Source organism: Streptococcus infantis (genome assembly GCF_047464615.1).
Classification (GTDB): Bacteria; Bacillota; Bacilli; order Lactobacillales; family Streptococcaceae; genus Streptococcus; species Streptococcus infantis_Y.
In genome coordinates this window covers 41,322-67,735 of sequence record NZ_JASHBO010000008.1, presented here as the reverse complement: position 1 = coordinate 67,735, position 26,414 = coordinate 41,322, and the positions used below count along the sequence as shown (strand labels likewise).

The 26,414-nt window shown below is 39.6% G+C and carries 31 protein-coding genes and 1 pseudogene; 26 read left to right on the top strand and 6 right to left on the bottom strand.

The features are described 5' to 3' along the window. Positions 1-126: 126 nt before the first annotated feature. The 3 genes and pseudogenes from QM450_RS06025 to manA all read left to right on the top strand — a co-directional run bounded on the left by QM450_RS06025 (position 127) and on the right by manA (position 3,375). A complete protein-coding gene (locus QM450_RS06025) occupies positions 127-705 on the top strand; it encodes a DUF3592 domain-containing protein (protein ID WP_414319984.1) in 579 nt (192 codons plus the stop codon). A 166-nt stretch (positions 706-871) separates the two neighbouring features. Then, positions 872-2,310 (top strand): annotated as a pseudogene (locus tag QM450_RS06020) (6-phospho-beta-glucosidase). 120 nt (positions 2,311-2,430) lie between these two features. After that, positions 2,431-3,375 (top strand): mannose-6-phosphate isomerase, class I, encoded by a 945-nt coding sequence (gene manA / locus QM450_RS06015; RefSeq protein ID WP_414319983.1) that lies wholly within the window; start codon positions 2,431-2,433, stop codon positions 3,373-3,375. 42 nt (positions 3,376-3,417) lie between these two features. Here the strand turns inward: manA and QM450_RS06010 are convergent, their stop codons facing one another. Continuing rightward, a complete protein-coding gene (locus tag QM450_RS06010; RefSeq protein WP_414319982.1) occupies positions 3,418-4,758 on the bottom strand; it encodes a sodium-dependent transporter in 1,341 nt (446 codons plus the stop codon). A gap of 229 nt (positions 4,759-4,987) precedes the next feature. Here QM450_RS06010 and QM450_RS06005 point away from each other — a divergent pair, with 229 nt between their 5' ends. Next, a complete protein-coding gene (locus tag QM450_RS06005; RefSeq protein ID WP_414319981.1) occupies positions 4,988-5,728 on the top strand; it encodes a MerR family transcriptional regulator in 741 nt (246 codons plus the stop codon). 119 nt (positions 5,729-5,847) lie between these two features. On the opposite strand, the gene QM450_RS06000 is transcribed toward QM450_RS06005, so the two are convergent. Genes QM450_RS06000 through QM450_RS05985 form a run of 4 tightly spaced genes read right to left on the bottom strand, consistent with a single transcriptional unit; the run spans position 5,848 to position 8,954 of the window. Further along, positions 5,848-6,303 carry an 8-oxo-dGTP diphosphatase gene (locus QM450_RS06000; RefSeq protein WP_414319980.1) on the bottom strand — a complete coding sequence of 152 codons (456 nt, stop codon included), beginning with the start codon at positions 6,301-6,303 and terminating at the stop codon, positions 5,848-5,850. Between the two features lie 10 nt (positions 6,304-6,313). Further along, positions 6,314-6,835 carry a DUF1697 domain-containing protein gene (locus QM450_RS05995; RefSeq protein ID WP_414319979.1) on the bottom strand — a complete coding sequence of 174 codons (522 nt, stop codon included), beginning with the start codon at positions 6,833-6,835 and terminating at the stop codon, positions 6,314-6,316. A 50-nt stretch (positions 6,836-6,885) separates the two neighbouring features. Then, positions 6,886-8,052: an NAD(P)/FAD-dependent oxidoreductase gene (locus tag QM450_RS05990; protein ID WP_414319978.1), complete on the bottom strand. Its 1,167-nt coding sequence runs from the start codon at positions 8,050-8,052 to the stop codon at positions 6,886-6,888. A 56-nt stretch (positions 8,053-8,108) separates the two neighbouring features. Beyond that, positions 8,109-8,954, bottom strand: coding sequence for a DegV family protein (locus QM450_RS05985; protein WP_414319977.1), 846 nt, complete (start codon positions 8,952-8,954; stop codon positions 8,109-8,111). A 124-nt stretch (positions 8,955-9,078) separates the two neighbouring features. On the opposite strand from QM450_RS05985, the gene QM450_RS05980 reads away from it, so the two are divergent. The 22 genes from QM450_RS05980 (at position 9,079) to QM450_RS05875 (ending at position 24,829) form a co-directional block, all read left to right on the top strand. Continuing rightward, complete coding sequence (locus QM450_RS05980) at positions 9,079-9,636, top strand: TetR/AcrR family transcriptional regulator (RefSeq protein ID WP_414319976.1); 558 nt, start codon at positions 9,079-9,081, stop codon at positions 9,634-9,636. A gap of 18 nt (positions 9,637-9,654) precedes the next feature. Further along, positions 9,655-10,122 carry a deoxycytidylate deaminase gene (locus tag QM450_RS05975; RefSeq protein ID WP_000136981.1) on the top strand — a complete coding sequence of 156 codons (468 nt, stop codon included), beginning with the start codon at positions 9,655-9,657 and terminating at the stop codon, positions 10,120-10,122. 87 nt (positions 10,123-10,209) lie between these two features. Then, positions 10,210-10,839, top strand: a complete 630-nt coding sequence (upp, locus tag QM450_RS05970) for a uracil phosphoribosyltransferase (RefSeq protein WP_000517029.1) — start codon at positions 10,210-10,212, stop codon at positions 10,837-10,839. 172 nt (positions 10,840-11,011) lie between these two features. Continuing rightward, positions 11,012-11,602 carry an ATP-dependent Clp protease proteolytic subunit ClpP gene (clpP, locus tag QM450_RS05965; protein WP_000613459.1) on the top strand — a complete coding sequence of 197 codons (591 nt, stop codon included), beginning with the start codon at positions 11,012-11,014 and terminating at the stop codon, positions 11,600-11,602. Positions 11,603-11,677: 75 nt separating this feature from the next. Next, on the top strand, positions 11,678-11,947 hold the full coding sequence (locus tag QM450_RS05960) for a YlbG family protein (protein ID WP_414284433.1): 270 nt from the start codon (positions 11,678-11,680) through the stop codon (positions 11,945-11,947). 86 nt (positions 11,948-12,033) lie between these two features. Then, positions 12,034-13,194 carry an ABC transporter substrate-binding protein gene (locus QM450_RS05955; RefSeq protein ID WP_414319975.1) on the top strand — a complete coding sequence of 387 codons (1,161 nt, stop codon included), beginning with the start codon at positions 12,034-12,036 and terminating at the stop codon, positions 13,192-13,194. Positions 13,195-13,309: 115 nt separating this feature from the next. Beyond that, entirely contained in the window at positions 13,310-14,179 is an 870-nt protein-coding gene (locus QM450_RS05950) for a branched-chain amino acid ABC transporter permease (protein ID WP_000941435.1), read from the top strand. Between the two features lie 3 nt (positions 14,180-14,182). After that, the gene (locus QM450_RS05945) at positions 14,183-15,139 is read left to right on the top strand and encodes a branched-chain amino acid ABC transporter permease (RefSeq protein ID WP_000662278.1); all 957 of its coding nucleotides are present in this window, start codon (positions 14,183-14,185) and stop codon (positions 15,137-15,139) included. After that, positions 15,139-15,903: an ABC transporter ATP-binding protein gene (locus QM450_RS05940; RefSeq protein WP_049503117.1), complete on the top strand. Its 765-nt coding sequence runs from the start codon at positions 15,139-15,141 to the stop codon at positions 15,901-15,903. The genes QM450_RS05945 and QM450_RS05940 overlap by 1 nt, the downstream gene beginning before the upstream one ends. Further along, complete coding sequence (locus QM450_RS05935) at positions 15,903-16,613, top strand: ABC transporter ATP-binding protein (RefSeq protein ID WP_045763246.1); 711 nt, start codon at positions 15,903-15,905, stop codon at positions 16,611-16,613. Before QM450_RS05940 ends, QM450_RS05935 begins: the two co-directional genes overlap by 1 nt. 408 nt (positions 16,614-17,021) lie before the next feature. Next, positions 17,022-17,678: a CBS domain-containing protein gene (locus QM450_RS05930; RefSeq protein ID WP_414319974.1), complete on the top strand. Its 657-nt coding sequence runs from the start codon at positions 17,022-17,024 to the stop codon at positions 17,676-17,678. A 128-nt stretch (positions 17,679-17,806) separates the two neighbouring features. Further along, complete coding sequence (rpsF, locus tag QM450_RS05925; RefSeq protein WP_414319973.1) at positions 17,807-18,097, top strand: 30S ribosomal protein S6; 291 nt, start codon at positions 17,807-17,809, stop codon at positions 18,095-18,097. An 11-nt stretch (positions 18,098-18,108) separates the two neighbouring features. Further along, complete coding sequence (ssbA, locus tag QM450_RS05920) at positions 18,109-18,579, top strand: single-stranded DNA-binding protein SsbA (RefSeq protein ID WP_049549356.1); 471 nt, start codon at positions 18,109-18,111, stop codon at positions 18,577-18,579. A 32-nt stretch (positions 18,580-18,611) separates the two neighbouring features. After that, entirely contained in the window at positions 18,612-18,851 is a 240-nt protein-coding gene (gene rpsR / locus QM450_RS05915) for a 30S ribosomal protein S18 (RefSeq protein ID WP_000068664.1), read from the top strand. Positions 18,852-19,175: 324 nt separating this feature from the next. After that, positions 19,176-19,679 carry a GNAT family N-acetyltransferase gene (locus tag QM450_RS05910; protein WP_049530705.1) on the top strand — a complete coding sequence of 168 codons (504 nt, stop codon included), beginning with the start codon at positions 19,176-19,178 and terminating at the stop codon, positions 19,677-19,679. A gap of 80 nt (positions 19,680-19,759) precedes the next feature. Next, positions 19,760-21,160: a bifunctional Cof-type HAD-IIB family hydrolase/peptidylprolyl isomerase gene (locus tag QM450_RS05905; protein WP_414319972.1), complete on the top strand. Its 1,401-nt coding sequence runs from the start codon at positions 19,760-19,762 to the stop codon at positions 21,158-21,160. A gap of 1 nt (position 21,161) precedes the next feature. Further along, positions 21,162-21,524: a S1 RNA-binding domain-containing protein gene (locus tag QM450_RS05900; RefSeq protein WP_000689622.1), complete on the top strand. Its 363-nt coding sequence runs from the start codon at positions 21,162-21,164 to the stop codon at positions 21,522-21,524. A gap of 49 nt (positions 21,525-21,573) precedes the next feature. Next, positions 21,574-22,320 carry a tRNA1(Val) (adenine(37)-N6)-methyltransferase gene (locus QM450_RS05895; protein WP_371561507.1) on the top strand — a complete coding sequence of 249 codons (747 nt, stop codon included), beginning with the start codon at positions 21,574-21,576 and terminating at the stop codon, positions 22,318-22,320. Beyond that, positions 22,310-22,594 (top strand): GIY-YIG nuclease family protein, encoded by a 285-nt coding sequence (locus QM450_RS05890; RefSeq protein ID WP_414319971.1) that lies wholly within the window; start codon positions 22,310-22,312, stop codon positions 22,592-22,594. Before QM450_RS05895 ends, QM450_RS05890 begins: the two co-directional genes overlap by 11 nt. 83 nt (positions 22,595-22,677) lie before the next feature. Then, a complete protein-coding gene (locus QM450_RS05885) occupies positions 22,678-23,613 on the top strand; it encodes a manganese-dependent inorganic pyrophosphatase (protein WP_414319970.1) in 936 nt (311 codons plus the stop codon). Positions 23,614-23,682: 69 nt separating this feature from the next. Beyond that, positions 23,683-24,195 carry a YiiX/YebB-like N1pC/P60 family cysteine hydrolase gene (locus QM450_RS05880; protein WP_414319969.1) on the top strand — a complete coding sequence of 171 codons (513 nt, stop codon included), beginning with the start codon at positions 23,683-23,685 and terminating at the stop codon, positions 24,193-24,195. Next, positions 24,179-24,829, top strand: a complete 651-nt coding sequence (locus tag QM450_RS05875) for a DUF1803 domain-containing protein (RefSeq protein ID WP_414319968.1) — start codon at positions 24,179-24,181, stop codon at positions 24,827-24,829. Before QM450_RS05880 ends, QM450_RS05875 begins: the two co-directional genes overlap by 17 nt. Before the next feature lie 132 nt (positions 24,830-24,961). Here QM450_RS05875 and QM450_RS05870 read toward each other — a convergent pair whose 3' ends face one another. Continuing rightward, positions 24,962-26,407, bottom strand: a complete 1,446-nt coding sequence (locus tag QM450_RS05870; protein ID WP_414319967.1) for a UDP-N-acetylmuramoyl-L-alanyl-D-glutamate--L-lysine ligase — start codon at positions 26,405-26,407, stop codon at positions 24,962-24,964. Positions 26,408-26,414: the final 7 nt, after the last annotated feature.

Sequence of the window (26,414 nt, the reverse complement as noted above, 5' to 3'; positions counted from 1 at the left end):
ATGATTCTTAAAAAAGAATGTGAGAATATGAACTATTGAAAGATCGGAGCCATCCGGTCTTTTTTTCTTGTCTTTTCTGTTAAATTTGTTAAAATAGCTTCATAACAATGTTCTAAGGAGAAAAATATGCCAACAACTTTCTTTCTATTAATTGGCTTAATGATGTTAGGCTTTGCTGCCTTCACCTATTTTATGTTTTCCTATTTTATATTTAGTAATTATAGCAATGCCAAGAGGTGTACCGAAAGAACGGAAGGAGTTATTATTCGATATTCCTATGCTCTTTATAATGGGATTAGTCTCCCAGTTGTTGAATACACTGTTGATGGAAACCAATACAGGGTCGTAGGGCCTAAATTTCTATCTGCGATTTCAAATACAATCAGTACTCCCTTAGGTTCAATCGTATCTGATGTAAAAACGGATAATTTTGAAAATGGTGAAATTCCACAAGTTTTAAGATACAAAGTTAAGGGTAATAGTTTTTTGTCTTATACAAAATCTCCACTTAAGGAACGCTTTCCAATTGGTGGAAAAGTTGCTGTTTATTATGATCCTAAAAAACCAAAACATTCCTATGTAGAAAGACCACTAAGACCTGGGCGATATGCATGGTTGGCAAAATGTTTTATCTATCTCAATGTTTTTATTATGGTTGCTCTAGCTTTCTTTATCATGTTCATTCTTCCAAATCTTATGAAATAAAGCAGTTTTGTATACAAACTTCAACTACCTTATTTGGCTTCTATGTTCATCGTAGAAGCTTTTTTGTAAAGAAAATGCTTTTCTTAAAACATTTTTTGGGGCTATTTCAGCTTTATTTAAATGTTTGATAGTATAATAGTAGTACTAAATCATGTGAGGTAAAGTGATGACAGAAATATTACAATTTCCAGAGGGTTTCCTCTGGGGTGGTGCTACGGCAGCTAATCAATGTGAGGGTGCTTATAATTTAGACGGTCGTGGGTTGGCGAATGTTGATGTTGTTCCAATCGGTAAGGACCGTGAAGCCATTATCACAGGTCAGAAAAAGATGTTTTCTTTTGAGGAGGGCTATTTTTACCCAGCCAAGCAAGCTATTGATATGTACCATCATTACAAGGAAGATATTGCGCTTTTCGCAGAAATGGGCTTTAAAACTTATCGGCTTTCCATTGCTTGGACAAGAATATTCCCAAAGGAGATGAAGCAGAGCCAAATGAAGCTGGTTTAGCTTTTTATGAGGATTTGTTTAAGGAATGCCAGAAGTATGGAATCCAACCTCTGGTAACTATCACGCATTTCGACTGTCCTATGCACTTGATTGAAAAATACGGCGCTTGGCGAAATCGTTGTATGTTGGACTTCTATGAGAATCTCTGTCGTACACTCTTTACTCGTTACAAGGGTTTGGTCAAATACTGGCTAACATTTAACGAAATTAATATGATTCTTCATGCACCCTTTATGGGAGCTGGTCTCTGTTTCGAAGAAGGTGAAAATCAAGAACAAGTCAAATACCAAGCAGCTCACCATGAGTTGGTGGCTTCAGCTCTAGCGACTAAGCTTGCCCACGAAATTGACCCAGAAAACAAGGTGGGATGTATGTTGGCAGCAGGACAGTATTATCCCAACACTGCCCATCCGAGAGACTACTGGGCAGCCATGGAAGAAGACCGAAAGAGTTACTTTTTCATTGATGTTCAGGCGCGTGGGGAATACCCAAGCTACGCCAAGAAGCAGTGGGAGCGTGAAGGAATTGAGATTGAAATGACGGCAGAGGATCTAGACTTGTTGAAGAATTACACTGTTGACTTTGTTTCCTTCTCTTACTATGCAAGTCGAGTGGCCTCAGGTGATCCAGAAGTTAAAGAATTAACAGCTGGAAATGTTTTTGCCTCTCTCAAAAATCCTTATCTTGAATCTTCAGAATGGGGATGGCAGATTGATCCACTTGGGCTTCGTATTACCCTCAATGCCATCTGGGATCGTTATCAAAAGCCCATGTTCATCGTAGAAAATGGACTCGGTGATATTGATACACCGGATGAGAATGGTTATGTAGCAGATGACTATCGGATTGATTACTTAGAGGCTCATATCAAGGCTATGCGAGATGCCATATACCAAGATGGAGTAGACTTGCTTGGTTATACAACTTGGGGTTGTATCGATCTGGTTTCAGCTGGAACAGGCGAAATGAACAAGCGCTATGGCTTTATTTATGTGGATCGTGATAATGGAGGTCATGGAAGTTTCAAACGTAGCAAGAAGAAGTCCTTCTACTGGTACAAGGATGTCATTGCCAGCAATGGTGCAAGCATTGAGTAGAACACATTTATTCACTATTTTTATAAAATCTTCTCCCTTCTTTATAAGATAGAAAAAAGAGTTCAATTAGATCTAGCTTTTTGCTATAATGAGGGGAGAAAAATCAGACAGGAGATCAAGATGTCAGAACCATTATTTTTAAATTCTGTAATGCAAGAAAAAATCTGGGGTGGGACTAAGCTACGTGATGAGTTTGGATACGACATTCCAAGCGAAAAAATCGGAGAATATTGGGCAATTTCAGCTCACCCAAATGGTGTTTCTAAGATAGCTAATGGCCGTTTTGAGGGAACAGACCTAGCTACTTTGTATGCGGAACACCGTGAGTTATTTGGCAATCGTCCAGAGCCAGTATTTCCACTCTTGACTAAAATCCTCGATGCCAATGACTGGCTCAGTGTTCAAGTTCACCCAGATGATGCTTATGGACTAGAGCATGAAGGAGAACTTGGTAAGACAGAGTGCTGGTATATCATCGCTGCAGATGAGGGTTCAGAGATTATCTATGGCCACAATGCTAAGTCAAAAGAAGAACTCCGCCAGCAAATCGAAGATAAGAACTGGGATGCCTTGCTGACAAAAGTGCCTGTTAAGGCTGGAGATTTCTTCTATGTCCCAAGTGGGACCATGCACGCTATCGGTGCAGGAATCTTGATCCTTGAAACGCAACAGTCTAGTGATACAACCTACCGTGTCTATGACTTTGACCGCAAGGATGATAATGGTAACTTGCGCGAGCTTCATCTTGAAAAATCCATCGATGTTCTAAATATTGGTGAGCCTGCTAACAGCCGTCCTGTAACCGTCAAAGCAGATGATTTGCGTTCAACTCTCCTTGTATCCAATGAATTCTTCGCAGTCTACAAGTGGGAAATTACTGGAAAAGTTGACTTCGAAAAGACAGCTGACTACAGCTTGTTGAGTGTCTTAGATGGTCAAGGGAAGCTAACTGTGGACAGTAAAGATTATCCAATTCAAAAAGGGAGCCACTTTATCCTTCCAAGCGATGTTGAATCTTGGGCACTTGAAGGACAAGCTTTGGAATTAATTGTTAGTCATCCGTAAAAAGAAAGGACCTGAGTTCATTACTCAAGTCCTTTTTTATAGTTACATAAACTGGGCGATAAAGACCACGATGATGATAATTGGGATGATAAAACGAAGAAGGAAGAGCCAGACTTGGGAAAGTCCTTGTTTCCACGGTGTTTCATCAATATGGAGTTCCTCCATAGCCAATGCTTTTTTGAAGATATAGCCTGTGAAGAGAGACAAGCAGAGGGCACCAAAGGGCATGAGGAGATTAGAAACCAAGAAGTCCATGGCATCAAAGAAGGTCTTCCCAAAGATTTGAACATCTGCCATGACACCGTAGGATAGGGCTGAGGGGATACCAAATACAAAAGTTAAAACACCTAAAATCATACTCCACTTAGCACGTTTACGATTGTCTTGGTTGGTGATGTTTCCTACATTGATTTCCAGCATTACGACAGAAGAAGTGACTGTCGCAAAGAGGAAAAGCAAGAGGAAGAGGATGTAGAAAATACTTCCAAAAGGCATCTTGTCAAAGAGCTGAGGCAAGACAATAAAGAGGAGACTTGGACCACCTTCAGACTGGATGTTAAAGGCTGACATAGCTGGGAAAATAGCTAATCCTGCCATGATGGATACAGAGATGTTCATGGCAACGATGGACATACCTGATTGGACCAGATTGGTTTTCTTATCTAAGTAAGAAGCATAGGTCAACATAGCAGTAACACCGAGCGATAATGCAAAGAAAGATTGCCCCAGAGCATAGAGGAGTCCGGCGCTTGTCAGTTTTGAAAAGTCAGGTTTGAGGAAGTAAACCACACCTTCCATGGCATTAGGCAAGCTGAGAGAGCGCCCAATGATAATGACAAAGATGATAAAGAGCAGGGGCATCATGACCTTAGAAGCTCTTTCAATCCCTTTTTGAACCCCTTTAGACACGATAAAGATGTTGAGGAAGATGAAGAGGGCTTGGGAACCGAGAGCAATCCATGGATTTGAAATAATGTCTGTGAAGAGCTGGGCATAATCACTGCTAATCCCAACTTGGAAGGCTTTAGCAATAGCGATACCTAGATAGACTAAAACCCATCCACCAATAACACTATAAAAAGATAGGAGGATGAAAAGGGCAAAGGCACCGATCCAACCAATAAAATTGTAGTTCTTGTTATCGCCCAATTTTCCAAATGTTTTGATTGCTGACACGCCAGCACTTCGACCAAGGGCAAATTCAGCGAGCAAAAGCGGGAAACCAATTAAAATCGTTGAGATGAGAAAGACCAGTAAAAATCCTCCTCCACCATTGGCAGCGGTCATATAAGGGAATTTCCAAACGGCACCAAGACCAATAGCAGAACCAGCAGATGCAAGGATAAAGCCCAGCTTAGATCCCCATTGCGATTTTTCAGACATTGTTAAACTCCGATCTATTTTTTAAAATAAGAAAAGGCTACTTGAGTTGTCAAATAGCCTTCTCTCAATGGCTCTTTATGAGCTTTTTATTTGATTGATAGACTTGATTATCCTATCATGATTTTTGAAGTCTGTCAAGAAAATCAATTTTACGTTTTCATAATTCTTAAAAAAATACTTGACTCTCCCCAAAGGGGAGGGTATATACTAATTATGTGAGGAGGAAATCATGTACCATATCAAAGAAGCTGCGCAGCTTTCAGGCGTTTCTATCAAAACACTTTACCATTATGATAAGATTGGACTCTTGGTTCCATTAAAGTCAGAAAATGGCTATCGAACCTACAGTCAAGAAGATTTAGAACGACTTCAGGTTATCCTTTATTACAAGTATCTAGGCTTTTCTTTAGAAAAAATAGCAGAGCTATTGAAGGAAGATACGACAGATATATTGTCACATTTAACTAGACAATTGGACTATTTAACCCAGGAGAGGCAACATCTGGATACCTTAATTTCAACTTTACAAAAAACCATTCAAGAACAAAAAGGAGAAAGAAAAATGACTATTGAGGAAAAATTCACTGGATTTAGCTATCAAGACCATCAAAAATACCAGCAAGAGGCGGTAGAGAAATATGGACAAGAGGTGATGGACCAAGCTCTCGAACGCCAAAAAGGACGAGAGGATGAAGCTACAACAGCCTTTAATCAAGTCTTTCAAGCCTTGGCACAAAATCTACAATCTGGTCTGCCGATAACAGCATCTGAAAACCAAGAAGAAGCCTCCAAGCTCTTACAAGCCATTCGTAGGTATGGATTTGACTGTTCTATCGAGGTCTTTGGTCATATCGGAAAAGGCTATGTCTATAATCCAGAGTTTAAGGAAAACATTGACAAATTTGGATCTGGAACAGCCCAGTACACATCAGATGTCATTACCCACTATGTAAGCACACAAACTCGATAAAACTCAAAGACTAAGCTAGGACTGACAAAGCCAGTAACAGAATTTTAATTGGAGGACACAGACCTAGCTTGAAGATTAGATAAGATAAAATCGGCGGAGTGACCTCTGCCGATTTACTGTTATTTGAGTTGGTAAGACCAGTCTTCTCCATCCTTGTAGTAAAAGAATTCACTTAGGTCCTCTTCGAGAAAAACACGAAGCATGTCAGACATATCCTCAGTAGCTAATTTTAGATGAGATAGATTTTCAAAATCCTCCCACCAGACTTTTCCTTCGTCTGAAGATTGGAGCTCACCAGTAAAGTGTTCAGTTTTGTAAAAGAGGACAACATAGCGATAATCTGCATCATCATACCAATCTTTGATACCACAGAGTTGGGGTTTAGAAATGGTCAGACCAGTTTCTTCTTTCACTTCACGAATGACGGCATCGACAAAGGATTCGCCACGTTCAACATGGCCGCCAGGAAAAGTAATGCCAGGCCAGTTAGGACTAACTCGATCTTGAACCAAAACCTTGTCCTCATTTTTAATCAAGCACATATTGACAAATTCGACTGATTCTCTTCTGTTCATCTTATTTTTCCTATTTTGTTAGTAATTTTTCTACCACGTTTAACTTTCGCATGGTCAGATCAACGCCGAACAGCTTTTCGAGATAGTTGGTATTAAGCTTTTTTCGTTTTGCAGTTCTAGGGAGATAGAGGTAAAGACAATGGTTGCCGATACAAATTTCTTCTTCACCATAGTCAATATTCAATTTTTCTAATGGTAGACTTTGGATAGCATTCTGGAAAAGAATTATATGTATACGGTCATAAAGATAGTGTTCTCCAAACGGATTTTCTTGGACAATTTTTGTAAAATCACTCTTATTTTTAATGACCATTTTCAAGTCGGCTCCGATTTTTTCTTTTATTAGAGTATGGACTTGTTCTCGTATTTCTTCTATGGCTAAGTCGCTTTCAAGAATAATATTTCCACTTTGAATATAAGTTCGAACGTGTTGGAAACCAGACTCTGCCAAGATATCTACCAGATAAGACATTTTAGGGATAGCATTTTGTCCATTCGGTGTAACACCTCTCAGTAAAATAATATGTTCCAAAATAGCTCCTTTCTTATCCAATATCTTTAGATACAATATCATTTATAGTTCTAGTTTGAGCCTGCCACCCAGCCAGTACAGAGGGCAGAAGTAATGTTAAAGCCCCCCGTATGGGCATTGATATCTAGTACTTCGCCAGCAAAGTGGAGTCCAGGTACTATCTTACTTTCCAGTGTTTTGGGATTGATTTCCTTGAGACTAACACCACCTTTAGTTACAAAGGATTTGGCCAATGACATTTTGCCAGTTACAGGAATTTTAAGAGCCTTGATGGACTGGACAAGTTGGTCGCGTTCCTTTTCAGTTAGCTGTTTGACTTTTTCAGGATATCCTTGGACAAAAAATTCTGCCAAGCGTTCAGGGAGCAAGGCTTTTAAGGCATTTTTCAAGGATTTCTCACGGTTTTCTTCTAGAAAGTCTACTAAGTCACCTTCTGAAAGTTGTGGCAAGACATCTAGTGAAAGGACTTCCCCACCCTTGACAAAGCTAGACATGCGTAGTGCAGCAGGTCCTGACAAACCAAAGTGGGTAAAGAGCAAATCATGAGTGATGACGTGCTTACCATAGCTTAGGGTTACATCGTCTAGGGAAATTCCCTGCAAGGCCTTATGCGGGAAATCAGTCAACAATGGGCTTTCAGCAGCTTCGAGTTCGGTAATAGTGTGTTTGAAATGGCGGGCGATTTCGTGACCAAAACCAGTAGAGCCAGTAGAAGGATAGGATTTTCCACCAGTTGTGACAATGAGTTTATCACAAGTAAAGGCTTGGTCTGCTGACTTGAGGACAAACTGGTCGTCAATCTTTTTAACAGAAACAATCTCTGTTTGAGTGGCAACTTGCCCACCTAGCTCCATGATTTTCTTTTCCAGTGCTTCGATAATGGTTCGAGATTTGTCGCTGGCTGGAAAGACGCGACCATGGTCTTCGACTTTGAGTTTTACGCCATTTTCAGTAAAAAAGTTGATGATATCATGGTTATCAAACTGGGAAAAGACACTGTATAGAAAGCGACCATTCCCAGGGATGCCAGCTAATAGGTCATCTAGAGTTCCATTGTTGGTCACGTTGCAGCGACCACCACCAGTACCAGCTAATTTTTTTCCGAGTTTTCGATTTTTTTCGATGAGAAGGGTTTTCTGCCCATAAAAACTACTTGAAATGGTAGCCATCATACCAGCAGGGCCTCCCCCGATTACAATAGTGTCAAAATGTTTCATAAAAGTATTGTACCATAAAAAAACAAGAGATGATAAGTCATCTCTTGTTTGATTTATTAGTCAATTTCATATCCCATGAGGAGTCCACCTTCTTCTGCATAAAAACTGCAGAGTCCAGAGGTTGGGATAATCTTAATTTCAGCTTGTGGGAATTTCTCGCGTAAGAGTTCAGAGAGTTGTTGGCAGAATTTATCATTACTGCGGTGAGCCATGACGATACGTCCACCAGCATAGCCAGCCTTGATTAACTCTTCATAAGCAGCTTGGAGGGACTTCTTAGCACCACGAGCCTTTTGGAGGAGTTCCAAGGTTCCAGTTTCACTTGCTTCCCCAACCATACGAATATTGAGGAGCCCAACAACTGTACCAATCAGTTTACTCAAGCGACCATTCTTAACCAGATTATCAACCTTAGCGAGAACGAACAATAACTTAGTTTTTTCTTGGTAAGCAGTAATAGCATTAACCACTTCTTCAAAAGAAAGTCCTTGGTCAATCAAATCATTGATTTTCTCAACGATTAGATCAACTTCCCCACCAGCAGACAAGCTGTCAATAACATGAATCTGAGTATCAGGATGTTCTTCTAGGTAAATGTTTTTTGCCAGACGTGCACTATTATAACTACCAGAAAGAGTTCCGGTAATGGTCACTACAAAAATATGTTTTGCCCCTTCAAATGCTCGCAAGTAATCATCAGGGCTAGGACAAGCTGATTTTGAAGCTTCAGAAGTTGCATACATGGTTTCCATCATTTTGTCAATATCAAGACTAGCATCGTCAATAAAGACTTGATCAGCCACTTGAATGGTTAAGGGAACACTGATGAATTCAGTATCAATTGCTGGATTTGCCAGTTGACGATAATCACAACCAGAGTCAGCTACAATCTTCCAAGTCATAGAAATTCTCCATCTTTATCACTTATACATTGACAAAGGTTCTGTCTTTTTTTACAATTATATCATGAAAAATCTTAAAACAAAAGTCTCGTCACTCTGTTGTCACAAGTAGAAAGGAAGTGTTATGGCCGAACGAAGAATTTCTGAAAATTCACTTGAAAATCTCAGAAAAACAAACAAAGAATCCAATTTACTGACCAGAGAAGCTATCGAAACAGCTCTTTTGCAACTTTTGGAGAAAAAGGAGTTGACAAAGATTAGCATTTCCGAATTAGTAAAACGAGCTGGGGTCTCCCGTGCAGCCTTTTATCGAAACTATGACTCCAAAGAAGAGATTTTAGAAAGCGTCTTTAAACGCAGTGTCCATAATATCATGGAGCAGCTGAGTCATTATGATGTCAAAACGGATCTCTATCTGGTTTGGGTTCATCTCTTTCGTGAAGCCAGAAAAGAAGCCAAGGTTATTCAGCTTGCCTTGGACTACCACTTGGAAAAAATCTTTGTGCAAGCCATGCAAGAGTTTTTAGAAAAATACTATGGAAAATCAAAAGGAGTCAGCTCTTACCTGCATTCTTTTTGGAGTTCTGCCATCGTATCAGTTTTGCTTAAATGGATCAAGGATGGAATGAAGGTTCCTGCTGAAAAAATTGCAGATTTACGCCTACCATTTTTCAAAAAATAGATCAGGAGGAGAGAAGTTATGACAGAAAAAAGACTGGCTTGGGATGAGTATTTTGCTGCTCAAGCCCTATTGATTGCCAATCGTTCAACCTGTAAACGCGCCAAGGTAGGAGCTGTTTTAGTCAAGGATAATAAGGTTATTTCAACAGGTTATAATGGCTCTGTATCAGGAACAGAGCATTGTATTGACCATGACTGTTTGGTGATTGAAGGTCACTGTGTCCGTACCCTTCATGCAGAGGTGAATGCTATTTTACAAGGAGCCGAACGTGGCGTTCCAAAAGGATTTACAGCTTACGTTACTCATTTTCCTTGTCTCAACTGCACCAAGCAATTGCTTCAGGTAGGATGTGAGCGTGTCGTTTATATTAACCAGTACCGTATGGACGACTACGCCCAGTATCTCTATCGTGAAAAAGGGACCGAGTTGACCCATTTACCACTTGAGACAGTACAAGCAGCTCTTCAAGAAGCTAACTTGATTTAAAAATTAAAAAAAAAGATGGTTTAGAAGGATTTTTAGACCATTTTTTGATATAATAAGAAGAATAAATTGAAAGAAGGAATTCAGAAAATGGGAAAACTTGAAGTCATTAATCATCCACTCATTCAACACAAATTGTCAATCTTGCGTCGTACAGACACTTCTACAAAAGCTTTTCGTGAGTTAGTAGATGAAATTGCTATGTTGATGGGATATGAAGTACTTCGTGATCTTCCGCTTGAAGACGTTGAAATCGAAACACCTATCACAAAAACAGTTCAAAAACAATTGGCTGGTAAAAAATTGGCAATTGTTCCAATCTTGCGTGCAGGTATCGGGATGGTCGATGGGCTATTGAGCTTGGTTCCAGCAGCCAAAGTTGGACATATTGGTATGTACCGTGACGAAGAAACTCTTCAACCAGTAGAATACTTGGTAAAATTACCTGAAGATATCGACCAACGTCAAATTTTTGTGGTTGACCCTATGCTTGCAACAGGTGGTTCTGCAATCTTGGCTGTTGATTCCCTCAAAAAACGTGGAGCATCAAACATCAAATTTGTCTGCCTTGTATCTGCTCCAGAAGGTGTAAAAGCTCTTCAGGAAGCTCACCCAGATGTAGAAATCTTTACAGCAGCTTTGGATGAACGTTTGAACGAACATGGCTACATCGTTCCAGGTCTTGGTGACGCAGGAGACCGCTTGTTCGGTACTAAATAAGATTCTAAGCATAAACTAAAACTGTTCATTGGTTTTAGTCTCGAAAGGAGGTTGAATTTTTGTGTCTGTCTTTAGAATAGAGCAAAAATTTGACCTTTTTTGACCAAAAAGATATAATAGACCTATATTGAGTCGTTTGACTAAGAAAAATTGAAATCAGAAGGAGAAATGAATGATTCCTGTAGTTATTGAACAAACAAGTCGTGGAGAACGTTCATATGACATTTACTCACGTCTTTTAAAAGATCGTATCATCATGTTGACTGGTCCAGTTGAAGACAATATGGCCAATTCAGTTATCGCCCAATTGCTTTTCTTGGATGCTCAAGACAGCACTAAAGATATCTACCTCTATGTTAATACACCAGGTGGATCAGTTTCAGCTGGTTTAGCAATTGTAGATACTATGAATTTCATTAAAGCAGATGTCCAAACCATCGTTATGGGGATGGCTGCTTCAATGGGAACAATTATTGCCTCAAGTGGAGCAAAGGGCAAACGTTTCATGCTTCCGAATGCAGAATACATGATTCACCAACCGATGGGTGGTACAGGTGGTGGTACACAGCAAACAGATATGGCGATTGCTGCTGAACACTTGCTTAAAACTCGTAAGACTTTGGAGCAAATTCTTGCAGATAATTCTGGTAAATCAGTTGAGCAAATCCATGCAGATGCTGAACGCGATTACTGGATGAGCGCTCAAGAAACACTTGAATATGGTTTCATTGATGAAATCATGGCTAATAATTCTTTGAATTAATCTTTTGAAGCAAACTCGACTGAGTTTGCTTTTTTTGATATAATAGTAAGAAGATTGTTAGAAGGAAGTTGTAATATGTTTCAAAAAGAGAATCGGTCTGGTCTGATTATCTACCTATACTATAATCGTGATGCAAAAAAACTCGATCATTATGGTGATATTTGTTACCACTCTAAAAAACACCGTTATCTGCAACTTTATGTCCCAACAGAAGAAGTGGAAGAACTGGTTAGCCGTTTAGGAAAAGAGAAATTTGTTAAAAAAGTGAGACAATGTCATATCCAAGAATTGGAAACTCCCTTTGTTGGTAGTCTCTACAGAAATAACGAAAACGTTATCATGTAAAAATTTAGATAAATGTGTTGACAATTTTCTGATAATTCGGTATATTCTTAACATGCTATTTATTTAAGAAATAAGGAGACAAAAATATGAAGAAAAAATTTGCCCTATCGTTTGTGGCGCTTGCAAGTGTAGCACTTCTTGCAGCCTGCGGAGAAGTGAAGTCTGGAGCGTCAAACACTGCTGGTAACTCAGTAGATGAAAAGACAATCAAAATCGGATTTAACTTCGAAGAAACTGGTGCCGTAGCTGCCTACGGAACATCTGAACAAAAAGGTGCCCAACTCGCCGTTGATGAAATCAATGCCGCAGGCGGTATCGATGGAAAACAAATCGAAGTAGTTGATAAAGATAACAAGTCTGAAACAGCTGAGGCAGCTTCAGTTACAACTAACCTTGTAACCCAATCTAAAGTATCAGCTATCGTAGGACCTGCGACATCTGGTGCAACTGCAGCTGCGGTAGCGAACGCTACAAAAGCAGGTGTTCCATTGATTTCGCCAAGTGCGACTCAAGATGGATTGACTAAAGGTCAAGATTACCTCTTTATCGGAACTTTCCAAGATAGTTTCCAAGGAAAAATCATTTCTAACTATGTTACAAACAAGTTGAACGCTAAGAAAGTTGTCTTGTATACTGATAACTCAAGCGACTACGCTAAAGGAATTGCAAAATCATTCCGTGATTCATTCTCAGGCGAAATCGTAGCAGATGAAACGTTTGTATCAGGTGACACTGACTTCCAAGCAGCTTTGACAAAAATCAAAGATAAAGACTTTGATGCAATCGTATTACCAGGTTACTACACAGAAGCTGGTAAGATTGTAAACCAAGCTCGTGGTATGGGAATTGATAAACCAATCATTGGTGGTGATGGATTCAACGGTGAAGAGTTTGTACAACAAGCAACTGCTGAACGCGCATCAAACATCTACTTTATCTCAGGCTTCTCAACTACTGTAGAAGTTTCAGCAAAAGCAAAAGCCTTCCTTGATGCTTACCGTGCTAAGTACAATGAAGACCCATCAACATTTGCAGCCTTGGCTTATGATTCAGTTCACCTTGTAGCTAATGCAGCAAAAGGTGCTAAAAACTCTGGTGAAATCAAGGATAACCTTGCTAAAACAAAAGACTTTGAAGGTGTAACTGGTCAAACAAGCTTCGATGCAGACCACAACACAGTCAAAACTGCTTACATGATGACCATGAACAATGGTAAGGTTGAAGCAGCAGAAGTCGTAAAACCATAATTATAGATATTGTAAATGGGGAATGAGCTTTTACTCACTCCCTGTTTCGGTGTTTATGAAAGGATTATTTTTTTATAAAAATCCTAAAAAATAAAACTTAGAAAGAGTGAACCATATGCTTCAACAACTTGTCAATGGTCTAATCTTGGGGAGTGTCTATGCGCTGCTAGCCCTAGGTTATACTATGGTTTATGGAATTATCAAGCTCATTAACTTTGCCCACGGTGATATTTATATGATGGGTGCTTTCATGGGTTATTTCTTGATTAATTCCTTGCAATTAAATTTCTTTGTTGCCTTGATCTTATCGATGATCGGAACGGCAATTCTCGGTGTTATCATTGAGTTTCTTGCTTATCGTCCATTACGTCATTCAACTCGTATCTCTGTATTGATTACAGCTATCGGGGTATCCTTCTTACTGGAGTATGGAATGGTCTATCTGGTAGGTGCCAACACACGTGCCTTCCCTCAAGCAATCCAAACAGTTCGTTATGACTTGGGACCAATTAGTTTAACAAATATTCAATTGTTGATTTTGACTGTCTCACTTGTTTTGATGGTTCTTCTACAACTCATCGTACAAAAAACCAAGATGGGGAAAGCCATGCGTGCCGTTTCTGTAGATAGTGATGCTGCTCAGCTGATGGGGATTAACGTGAACCGTACAATCAGTTTCACCTTTGCATTGGGTTCAGCTCTAGCTGGTGCAGCGGGTGTCTTGATTGCGCTTTACTATAACTCTCTTGAACCATTGATGGGAATGACTCCAGGTATAAAATCATTCGTGGCTGCCGTTCTTGGTGGTATCGGAATTATCCCTGGTGCAGCTCTGGGTGGCTTTGTTATTGGTCTTTTGGAGACATTTGCTACCGCCTTCGGAATGTCAGATTTCCGTGATGCCATCGTGTATGGAATCTTGCTCTTAATCTTGATTGTTCGTCCAGCTGGTATCCTCGGTAAGAATGTGAAAGAGAAGGTGTAAACAATGAAAGAAAATTTAAAAGTTAATATTCTATGGTTATTCCTTTTGTTGCTTGGATATGGTTTGATTAGTCTATTGGTTTCAGTAGGAGTCTTGAACCTTTTCCATATTCAGATTATTGAACAAATCGGTATCAATATTATTCTAGCAGTAGGTCTTAACCTTATCGTTGGGTTCTCTGGTCAGTTTTCACTTGGACATGCTGGATTTATGGCTATTGGTGCCTATGCAGCAGCCATTATCGGATCAAAATCTCCAACCTATGGTGCATTCTTTGGAGCTATGTTGCTCGGTGCTATCATTGCTGGTTTGGTTGCCTTGGTCGTTGGAATTCCAACCCTACGTTTGAAGGGTGATTACCTTGCAGTTGCAACTTTAGGGGTTGCTGAAATTATTCGTATTTTCATTATTAATGGTGGAAGCCTTACAAACGGTGCTGCTGGTATTTTGGGGATTCCTAACTTTACAACCTGGCAAATGGTATATTTCTTTGCTGTGATTACAACGATTGCCACTCTTAATTTCCTTCGCAGTCCTATCGGACGTTTAACCTTATCAGTTCGTGAAGATGAGATTGCTGCTGAGTCAGTAGGGGTAAATACTACAAAAATTAAAATCATTGCTTTTGTTTTTGGTGCTGTTACTGCAAGTATCGCAGGTACTCTTCAGTCAGGATTTATCGGATCAGTCGTACCAAAAGATTATACGTTTATCAACTCTATCAATGTCTTGATTATTGTTGTATTTGGTGGTTTAGGATCCATTACAGGGGCAATTGTTGCGGCGATTGTTCTTGGAATCTTGAACATGCTCCTTCAAGATGTGGCCAGTGTTCGTATGATTATCTATGCTTTGGCCTTAGTACTCGTTATGATCTTCAGACCAGGTGGTCTTCTTGGGACATGGGAATTGAGCCTATCACGTCTCTTTAAAAAAGGTAAGAAGGAGGGACAAAACTAATGGCATTACTTGAAGTAAAAAATTTAACCAAACATTTTGGTGGTCTGACTGCCGTTGGGGACGTCACTCTCGAATTGAACGAAGGTGAACTTGTTGGTTTGATTGGACCGAATGGTGCTGGGAAAACAACCCTCTTCAACTTGTTGACAGGTGTTTATGAACCTAGCGAAGGGACAGTAACCTTGGATGGTCACTTGTTAAATGGCAAGCAACCCTATAAAATCGCATCTCTTGGTTTAGGGCGTACCTTCCAAAATATCCGCCTTTTTAAGGACTTGACAGTTTTGGATAACGTTCTGATTGCATTTAGTAATCATCATAAGCAACATGTTTTTGCAAGTTTCTTGCGCTTACCAGCTTTTTATAAGAATGAAAAAGAATTGAAAGCTAAAGCCTTAGAATTACTAAAAATCTTTGATTTGGATGGAGATGCTGAAACTCTAGCTAAAAATTTAGCCTATGGTCAACAACGTCGTTTGGAAATTGTTCGTGCTCTTGCTACAGAACCTAAAATCCTTTTCTTGGATGAGCCTGCAGCGGGTATGAATCCACAAGAAACTGCAGAATTGACTGAGTTGATTCGTCGCATCAAGGATGAATTCAACATTACTATTATGCTGATTGAACATGATATGAACTTGGTTATGGAAGTTACTGAGCGTATCTATGTTCTTGAGTACGGTCGTTTGATTGCTCATGGAACACCAGATGAAATCAAGAGTAATAAACGTGTTATCGAAGCTTATCTTGGAGGTGAAGCCTAATGTCTATGTTAAAAGTTGAAAACCTCTCAGTACACTACGGTATGATTCAAGCTGTACGTGATGTGAGCTTTGAAGTAAATGAAGGAGAAGTTGTTTCCCTTATCGGTGCCAACGGGGCTGGTAAAACAACCATCCTCCGTACCCTATCAGGACTTGTTCGTCCGAGTTCTGGTAAAATTGAATTTTTGGGACAAGAAATCCAAAAGATGCCTGCACAAAAAATTGTGGCATCAGGACTCTCTCAAGTACCAGAAGGACGTCACGTCTTCCCTGGTTTGACAGTTATGGAAAACTTGGAGATGGGAGCCTTTCTTAAGAAAAATCGTGAAGAGAATCAAGCAAATTTGAAGAAAGTCTTTTCACGTTTCCCTCGTCTGGAAGAACGTAAAAACCAAGATGCAGCTACCCTTTCTGGTGGTGAACAGCAGATGCTTGCTATGGGACGTGCGCTTATGTCAACGCCTAAACTTCTTCTCTTAGATGAACCATCAATGGGGCTTGCACCAATTTTCATCCAAGAAATTTTTGATATCATCCAAGATATTCAAAAACAAGGTACAACTGTTCTTTTGATCGAGCAAAATGCGAATAAAGCACTAGCCATCGCAGATCGAGGCTATGTTCTTGAAACAGGTAAAATCGTTCTTTCAGGAACAGGTAAAGAACTCGCAGCATCAGACGAAGTCAGAAAAGCATATCTAGGTGGCTAAAACAATCCAGTGGATTGTTTTAGTCGGCAGATAAAGATTGCGTAGTAATCTTCGCATAGTCTGGGAGACTAGTTTAGGTTGCGAATAAGGATTGCGCAAGCAATCCACATTAGTCCGTGGGACCTTTTTAGTCGGCGGATAAAGATTGCGCCAGCAATCCACATTAGTCCGGGTGACCTTTTTAGTCAGCGGATAGAGATTGCTTGGGAATCATCAGAACCAGTGGATAGTTTTAGTTCGCGGGAAAGATTACCAAACAAATTACATAATCATAAGATTGAGGGCTCTAATATAGAGCTCTTTTTATAGTATTTCAGAGTTTTCAGAATCTTGAAAAAGAGATGAAAGCGTTTGATTGATTTTCGTAAAAAGTGTATAATAAAGCTATAAACATAAAGGAGAGTTCCTATGGCAGTTAAAGATTTTATGACACGAAAGGTTGTATATATTAGCCCAGATACGACTGTAGCACATGCAGCAGACTTGATGCGCGAACAAGGTTTGCATCGTCTTCCTGTTATTGAAAATGATAAATTAGTTGGTCTAGTAACAGAAGGAACAATTGCTGAAGCCAGTCCATCAAAAGCAACGAGTCTTTCAATCTTCGAGATGAATTACTTGCTCAATAAAACAAAAGTAAAAGACGTCATGATTCGTGATGTTGTAACTGTCTCAGGTTATGCAAGTTTGGAAGATGCAACCTACCTTATGCTGAAAAATAAGATTGGAATCTTGCCAGTTATTGATAATGGACAAGTCTATGGTGTCATTACTGACCGTGATGTATTCAGAGCATTTCTTGAAATTTCTGGTTATGGCGAAGAGGGAATCCGTGTTCGTTTTATCACAGAAAATGAAGTTGGGGTACTTGGTAAGATTGTTTCTTTAATCGTTGAGGAAAATCTAAATATTTCTCATACTGTTAATATTCCACGTAAAGATGGTAAGATTGTTATCGAAGTTCAAATTGAGGGAACGGTTGATCTAACTACCTTTAAACAGAAATTTGAATCTGAGAATATTCAGGTTGAAGAAATTACACAAACTTCTGCAAAAAAACTGTAAAAAATAAAATAGAAGCAGTTTTTACTTGCTAAAAAAATTTTTTTCTAGTATAATAATTTATTGTGAGCAAACCTCACTTACCCCTTGCAATGTCTTGGGGTCATTAGACCAAAAGGAGGAACATATCAATGGCTAAATACGAAATTCTTTATATCATTCGTCCAAACATTGAAGAAGAAGCGAAAAACGCTTTGGTAGCACGTTTTGACTCTATCTTGACTGACAACGGTGCAACTGTTGTTGAATCAAAAACATGGGAAAAACGTCGTCTTGCATACGAAATCCAAGATTTCCGCGAAGGACTTTACCACATCGTTAACGTTGAAGCAACTGATGATGCAGCTCTTAAAGAGTTTGACCGTCTTTCAAAAATCAACGCTGACATTCTTCGTCACATGATCGTCAAAACTGACGCGTAAGAAGGTAGATTATGATTAACAATGTTGTACTTGTAGGGCGTATGACTCGTGACGCTGAGTTGCGTTATACCCCATCAAATGTAGCAGTTGCGACTTTTACTCTTGCAGTAAACCGTACATTTAAGAGTCAAAATGGCGAACGTGAGGCTGATTTTATCAATGTCGTTATGTGGCGCCAACAGGCTGAGAATCTTGCTAATTGGGCTAAAAAAGGCTCACTTATCGGGGTGACAGGTCGTATTCAGACTCGTAGTTACGATAACCAGCAAGGACAACGTGTCTACGTGACGGAAGTCGTGGCTGAGAATTTCCAAATGTTGGAAAGCCGTAGTGTGCGTGAAGGACATACTGGTGGAGCTTATTCTGCACCAAGTTCAAACTATTCAGCACCTACTCAATCAGTACCTGACTTTTCACGTGATGAAAATCCATTCGGAGCAACGAATCCTTTGGATATTTCAGATGATGATTTACCATTCTAATGGACAATTAATACTATAAAGGAGAAAAAAACATGGCTCAACAACGTCGTGGCGGATTCAAACGCCGTAAAAAAGTTGATTACATCGCAGCAAACAAAATTGAATATGTTGATTACAAAGATACTGAGCTTCTTAGCCGTTTCGTTTCAGAACGTGGGAAAATCCTTCCTCGTCGTGTAACAGGAACTTCAGCTAAAAACCAACGTAAAGTAACAACAGCTATCAAACGCGCTCGCGTAATGGCTTTGATGCCTTTCGTAAACGAAGATTAAAAAAAGGGGTCCGGGTGGACCTCTTTTTCATGAGCATGAAAACAAGAAAGCGAATTAAGACCCCGACGGGTCTTTTTTCACGAGCATAGAAATGTGAAAGCGAGTTGAGGTCCGGGGGACCTCTTTTTCAGACCCATTTGGGTCTTTTTTTCACGAGCTTTGAAATGAGAGAGCGAGTTTGGGTCCGAGTGGCTCTCTTTTTCATTAGCTTGAAAACAAGAAAGCGAATTAAAACCCGGGTGGGTCTTTTCTCACGAGATAGTTTTTTTCTGACCTTGGCGTGCTATAATGGTAATAGAAAGAGTAAAGGTGGGTAAGTCAAAGATGAATTGTACGATTAGAAATATGATTAAGTCTGATATTGAATCCTTATCTCATGGATTTATGAATCAAGGTTGGCCTGGTAGAGAGGATATTTTGGCTAGATATTTTCTGGAACAGGAAAGTGGGGAGAGAGAAGTCTTAGTTGCAGAGATTGATGGTGCTGTAGCGGGCTACGTTACCATTTTGCCCTCTGCTAAACATGGTCCTTTTGCAGAAGTCTATCCAGAATTATCAGATTTTAATGTGTTTGAGCCTTTTCGAAATCAAGGGATTGGGAATCAACTGCTAGAAGAAGCAGAAAAACGAGTCAAGTTTGTTTCGAGTAAGGTCACTCTTGGTGTAGGTTTGCACTTAGGCTATGGCCCTGCCCAGAGATTGTATATCAGACGGGGCTACATTCCAGATGGGACAGGTGTCTGGTATCGAAATCAACCCTTGGAAATGAATGCAACTAGCCAAAATAATGATGATTTGGTTTTGTATCTAGTAAAGGAATTTGGATAAGAGATAAGGATTTTATTGGGGATGTGGGATTTCTCTACTTTATGGTATAATGGAAAGAGTGAATTGAAGGAGGAAAGGTGATGGATGCGAAATTAAGATATAAGGCAAAAAAGATAAAGGTTATTTTTTTTGATATTGATGATACGTTGAGAAACTCAAAGACTGGTTTTATCCCCACCTCAATTCCAACTGTTTTTAAACAATTGCGTGAAAAAGGTATTTTGACTGGGATTGCGACTGGTCGTGGGATTTTCGGTGTCGTGCCAGAGATTCGCGAGCTTAAACCTGACTTTTTTGTTACTCTGAATGGTGCCTATATTGAGGATAAAAAGGGCAATGTCATTTATAGTAACAAAATTGCTAAGGATAAGGTAGAAGAGTATATTGCTTGGACTAAGGAAGTGGAGATTGAATATGGTTTAGTTGGTAGTCATACTGCTAAACTCTCCACTAGAACTGAGTTGATTAGTGAGGCCATTGATCCAATTTATCCTGACTTGGATGTTGATCCTGATTTTTATGAAAAAGAAGACATCTATCAGATGTGGACTTTTGAGGATCAGGGAGATGACCTGACTTTGCCTGAAAGTTTAGCATCGACTTTGCGTATGGTACGTTGGCATGAACATTCGTCAGATGTGGTACCAATTTCAGGTTCAAAAGCAGCTGGTGTAGCAAAAGTTGTAGAACATTTAGGTTTTAAACCTGAGAACGTCATGGTCTTTGGAGACGGTCTTAACGATTTAGAGCTCTTTGATTATGCAGGTATTAGTGTTGCTATGGGGATTTCTCATGACGAAATCAAAGAAAAAGCAGATTATATTACAAAAACATTAGAAGAAGATGGCATTTTTGATGCCTTAGAAGGATTTGGTATGGTAGAAAAAGAATTACATTTTCCGCAAGTAGACATTGAAGCAGTAGAAGGTCCGATTGCGACTATTAAAACAAATCATGGAGATATGCGTATTAAGCTTTTCCCTGAACATGCACCAAAAACAGTAGCCAACTTTATCGCTCTGTCAAAAGATGGTTACTATGACGGGGTCATTTTCCACCGTATTATTAAAGACTTTATGATTCAAGGTGGAGACCCAACTGCTACTGGTATGGGTGGAGAATCAATCTATGGTGAGTCATTTGAAGACGAATTTTCAGAGGAACTTTACAATATCCGCGGAGCCCTTTCTATGGCTAATGCTGGACCAAATACAAACGGTAGCCAGTTCTTTATCGTGCAAAATCAACACTTGCCATACTCTAAGAAAGAAATTGCTCGTGGTGGTTGGCCAGAACCAATTGCGGAAATTTATGCGGAACAAGGTGGAACTCCTCACCTTGATCGTCGTCACACAGTTTTTGGACAGCTTGCAGATGAAGCTTCTTATGAAGTTCTGGATGCAATTGCAGGTGTAGAAACAGGTGCAATGGACAAGCCGGTTGAAGATGTCGTCATCGAAACGATTGAAATCGAGGACTAGTATGAAAATAGGTGATAAGCTAACTGGGCGAATTACAGGGATTCAGTCTTATGGAGCCTTTGTGGAGCTAGAAACTGGTATCACAGGTTTGATTCACATTTCTGAAATTCGTACAGGATTTATTGAGAATATCTATGATGTACTGAAAATCGGTGAAGAAGTTCAAGTTCAGGTTGTCGATTTGGACGAATATACAGGTAAAGCAAGTCTTTCTATTCGGACTTTGGAAGAAGAGAAACATCAGTTACCGAGACGGAGACGTTTTTCAAGTGACCGTGTCAAATACGGCTTTGCTCCTTTGGCTCGTATGATGCCTATCTGGACCAAGGAAGCTATTTCTAATCTAAATAAGAAAAAATCTTAATTGATTTTTCTTCTCTTGAAATGTTAATATAGTTTGTTATAATAGAAGTATGGTAGAAGAATTATTAAAATCAGGAGAGAGAATCAATCAGCTCTTTTCTACAGATATCAAGATTATTCAAAATAGAGAGGTTTTCAGCTATTCGGTGGATAGTGTACTTTTGTCACGCTTTCCTCGTTTTCCAAAAAATGGGTTAATTGTGGATTTTTGTGCTGGGAATGGAGCTGTTGGACTTTTTGCCAGTAGCAGGACTAAGGCGAAAATTCTGTCTGTTGAAATCCAGGAACGCCTGGCAGATATGGCTGAACGATCAGTCCGATTAAATGGCTTAGAAGAACAGATGCAGGTCATTTGTGATGATTTGAAGAATATGCCTGCTTACATTCAGGGGAGTAAGGTTGATTTGATTTTATGCAACCCTCCCTATTTTAAGGTGGATCCAAATTCTAATCTGAACGAGAGTGAGCACTACTTGTTGGCTCGGCACGAAATTACGACCAATCTCAAGGAAATTTGCCGTAGTGCCCAAAGTATTCTCAAATCCAATGGGCGTTTAGCCATGGTCCATCGTCCTGATCGATTGTTAGATATTTTAGACACGCTTCAACAACACAATTTGGCTCCAAAGCGTCTGCAATTTGTCTACCCTAAACGGGAGAAGGAAGCCAATATGCTTTTGATCGAGGCTATTAAGGACGGCTCCACTAGTGGTTTTAAGGTTCTGCCACCACTCATTGTTCATAATGATGATGGTTCCTATACTCCAGAAATTCAAGAAATCTATTATGGATCATAAAGCTTATATGTATGTAGTTGAGTGTCGGGATGGTTCCTACTATACTGGTTATACAACGGATGTCAAAAAAAGAATAGCTGTTCACAATAGTGGTAAGGGAGCCAAGTATACACGAGCTCGTTTGCCGGTAAAACTCATCTATGTTCAAGGTTTCGATAGTAAGGAAGAAGCAATGTCGGCTGAGGTACTTCTCAAACGTAAGAAGAGAGCGCAAAAGGAAAGATTTTTATCTGAAAACCAAGAAAAAAATTTACTCAGTCATTTTGAAGAGTAGGGGGAGTTCTTTGACTCCTCTTACTTTTGTCAAAAATTGAAAAAAATGCTACAATAAAGAGAATAAAGAAACGAGGTATTACCATGTCTAAGATTCTAGTATTTGGTCACCAAAATCCAGACTCGGATGCTATTGGTTCATCTGTAGCTTTTGCTTATCTTGCAAAAGAAGCATACGGTTTGGATACAGAAGCGGTGGCTCTTGGAACTCCAAATGAAGAAACAGCTTTCGTATTGAACTATTTTGGTGTGGAAGCACCGCGCGTGATTAAATCTGCTAAAGCAGAAGGTGCAGAGCAAGTCATTTTGACTGACCACAATGAATTCCAACAATCAGTATCAGATATCGCTGAAGTAGAAGTTTACGGTGTTGTGGATCACCACCGTGTAGCTAACTTTGAAACTGCAAGCCCACTTTACATGCGTTTGGAGCCAGTTGGATCAGCATCTTCTATCGTATACCGTATGTTCAAAGAACACGGTGTAGCTGTTCCAAAAGAAATCGCTGGTTTGATGCTTTCAGGTTTGATTTCAGATACTCTTCTTTTGAAATCTCCAACAACACACCCATCTGATAAGGTGATTGCGCCTGAATTGGCTGAATTGGCTGGTGTCAACTTGGAAGAATACGGTCTTGCCATGCTCAAGGCTGGTACTAACTTAGCAAGCAAATCAGCAGAAGAGTTGATTGACATCGATGCTAAGACTTTTGAATTGAATGGAACCAACGTTCGTGTGGCTCAAGTCAATACAGTTGATATCGCTGAAGTATTGGAACGCCAAGCTGAAATCGAAGCAGCTATCCAAGCAGCAAATGTAGCTAACGGATACTCTGATTTTGTTTTGATGATTACAGACATCGTCAACTCAAACTCAGAAATTTTGGCTCTTGGTGCCAACATGGACAAAGTAGAAGCAGCTTTCAACTTCAAACTTGAAAACAACCACGCTTTCCTTCCAGGTGCTGTTTCACGTAAGAAACAAGTTGTACCACAATTGACTGAAAGCTTCAATGCTTAATTGTAAAATGAAAATGGGGATACCCATTGTAAAAAGGAGTCTCGGCTCCTTTTTTGCTAGGAGAGAAGTATGTTAGAAAATGGCGATTTGATTTTTGTGAAAGATAATTCGGATATAGGACAGGCCATCCAGATTTCCACAGGCAACTATAGTCATGTGGCCATCTTTTGGGACGGACAGGTCTATCATGCTAGTGGGAAAGCTGGTATTGTTTGTCAAAAACTAACAGAATTTCTGGAATCTGAGTGTCTCTACGATATCTATTGCTATCCACAGATAGATATTCAAAAGGTAAAGAAAAGAGCAGACCAGCATCTGGGAGCTCCCTACAATGCTTCCTTTTACCCGGCTGGAGATGGTTTCTACTGTTCCCGGTTTGTAGCAGAAATTCTCCCTATTTTTGAGACCATTCCCATGAAGTTTGGGGATGATACACAGGAAATCAGTGATTTTTGGAGAGAATATTATCGAGAGTTGGGACTTTCTGTACCTTTGAATCAGCCTGGCACTAACCCGAGTCAATTAGCAGCATCACCACTTTTAGTTTGTAAAGAAAGGAATCTTCATGATTCAGATTTTTAATCCATCTCGCTTGACGCGTCAACCATTCTTTAGGGATTTGGTAGACTATCTTGATCAGCATGATGATGTTATCCTCCGTGAAATCAAGGCTCAGTTTCCGGAGATACCTGTTGATAAGTATTTGGAGGAATACATTAAAGCTGGTTTCATTCTTCGAGAAAACAAACGCTATTATCTCCATCTCCCATTTCTAGAATCTACAGAATCTCTTGAACTAGACCAAGAAGTCTTTGTGAGAGATGATAGTCCCATCTATCTAGAAATCCTGGAGAAAAGATTTCAGACGGAATTACGCAATCAAACCAATGCAGCAATCCTAGAAGAGTATACGGATTTTGCTAGGGAAAAGATGACCTTGTCTAATTATTTTTATAAGGTAAAACATCAGTATCCGCTGACAGAAGATCAACAGAAACTCTATGCTGTTTTGGGGGATGTCAATCCTGAGTATGCTCTCAAGTACATGACGACTTTTTTGCTCAAGTTTCTCAAAAAAGACCAGCTCATGCAGAAACGTCGTGATATCTTTGTGGACAGTTTAGTTTTATTGGGCTACATCATTCAAAATGAAGATGGGAAATATGAGTTAGCTGTAGAATTTGATAAAGAACGCTTTATCTTTATAAAAAGATAGAAGTAGACTGGACAAAATTCTTTAAAATCAGAAAAACGCATAATATCAGGTGTTGAAAAAACTTGATACTATGCGTTTTAATTTCTTTATTTTTTGATGAAATTGAGTTTTTGTCTAGCTTCTTTAAATTTACTATAGATAACGTTCTGCGACGGCGGCATCTCCAGGATAGTCTTCCTTCTTACCTTGGATAATTTGGTAGCAGTCAGCTCCTTTACCGGCGATAATGACGGCATCTTCAGCTTGGCTCGTAATAGACATAGCGGCCTTGATAGCTTGCTCGCGATCGACAATCTTTTCAACAGGATGATGGATATAGCTACTGATTTCATCTGCAATGGCCATCGGATCTTCATAGTTTGGATCATCAGCTGTTAGAAAGACTTGGATTTCAGGATGTTGATCGAGGAGAAGTCCAAAGTCCTTACGACGGCTTTCTCCCTTGTTTCCAGTTGAACCAAGTACTAAAGCAATCTTTCCAGTCTGATGTGTTTCAACAACTGAGATTAGTTTTTTAAGACTGTCACCATTGTGGGCGTAGTCAATGAAAACTTTTGCGCCATTTTTCTGAGTGAGGACTTCCATACGTCCAGGGACGCGAGTAGTAGCAATCCCTTTTTTGATGTCTTCCAAACTAGCACCTAAACGAAGGCAGGCAAGTCCAGCAGCGACTGCGTTTTCTTGGTTGAAATGTCCAATCAACTGGATATCATAGTCTCCTGCTAATTTACCAGTAGCTGAGAAGCTAAAGGCTTTAGAGTTTTCAATTTGATTACTTGATTGGCTGCCGTAGAAGTCGTGTTCTTGGTTCTCAACTTGCTCTTTTAAGACAGAGAAGTGGTCCATATCGCTATTAATGACAACTGCTCGGCTATTTTTCATCAAGAGACGCTTGTGATAAAAATAATCTTCAAAGGTTGGATGCTCAATAGGACCAATATGGTCTGGTGTGATGTTGAGAAAAACTCCCACGTCGAAAGTTAACCCATACACTCGATTTACCAGATAGGCTTGGCTGGAAACTTCCATTACCAGATGAGTTCTACCATTTTTAACCGCTTGAGCCATCATATCAAAGAGGTCGATATTTTCAGGTGTTGAGAAGGAAGATTTGAAGAAAGTCTTGCCATCTAAAGTTGTATTCATTGTCGACAAGAGGGCAGTTGGGTAGCGTTGGGACAAGATATGATAGGCAAAGTAAGCCGCTGTTGTTTTTCCTTTAGTGCCAGTGAAAGCAAGGATTTTAAGTTTCTCCTGAGGGTTGCCATAAAATTCCATGGCAATCAAACTCATGGCCTTTTTGATATTGTTAACAACAATAACAGGAATACCAACTTCATAGTCTTGTTCAGCCACGTACCAACCAAGCCCTTGTGCGATAGCTGAAAACAGATATTCTTTTTTAAAGGCAGCTCCTTTTGCAAAAAATAGAGTATTTTCTTTGGTTGTTCGGCTATCGTAACTGATGCTGTCAAAAACAACATCGCTGTAGTTATAGTGGTAATGTCCTTGGTCGATGATCTCACGGAAGAGACCATCTTTCTTTAAAATATCTAATATAGTTTCAATCTTTATCATACTTTCT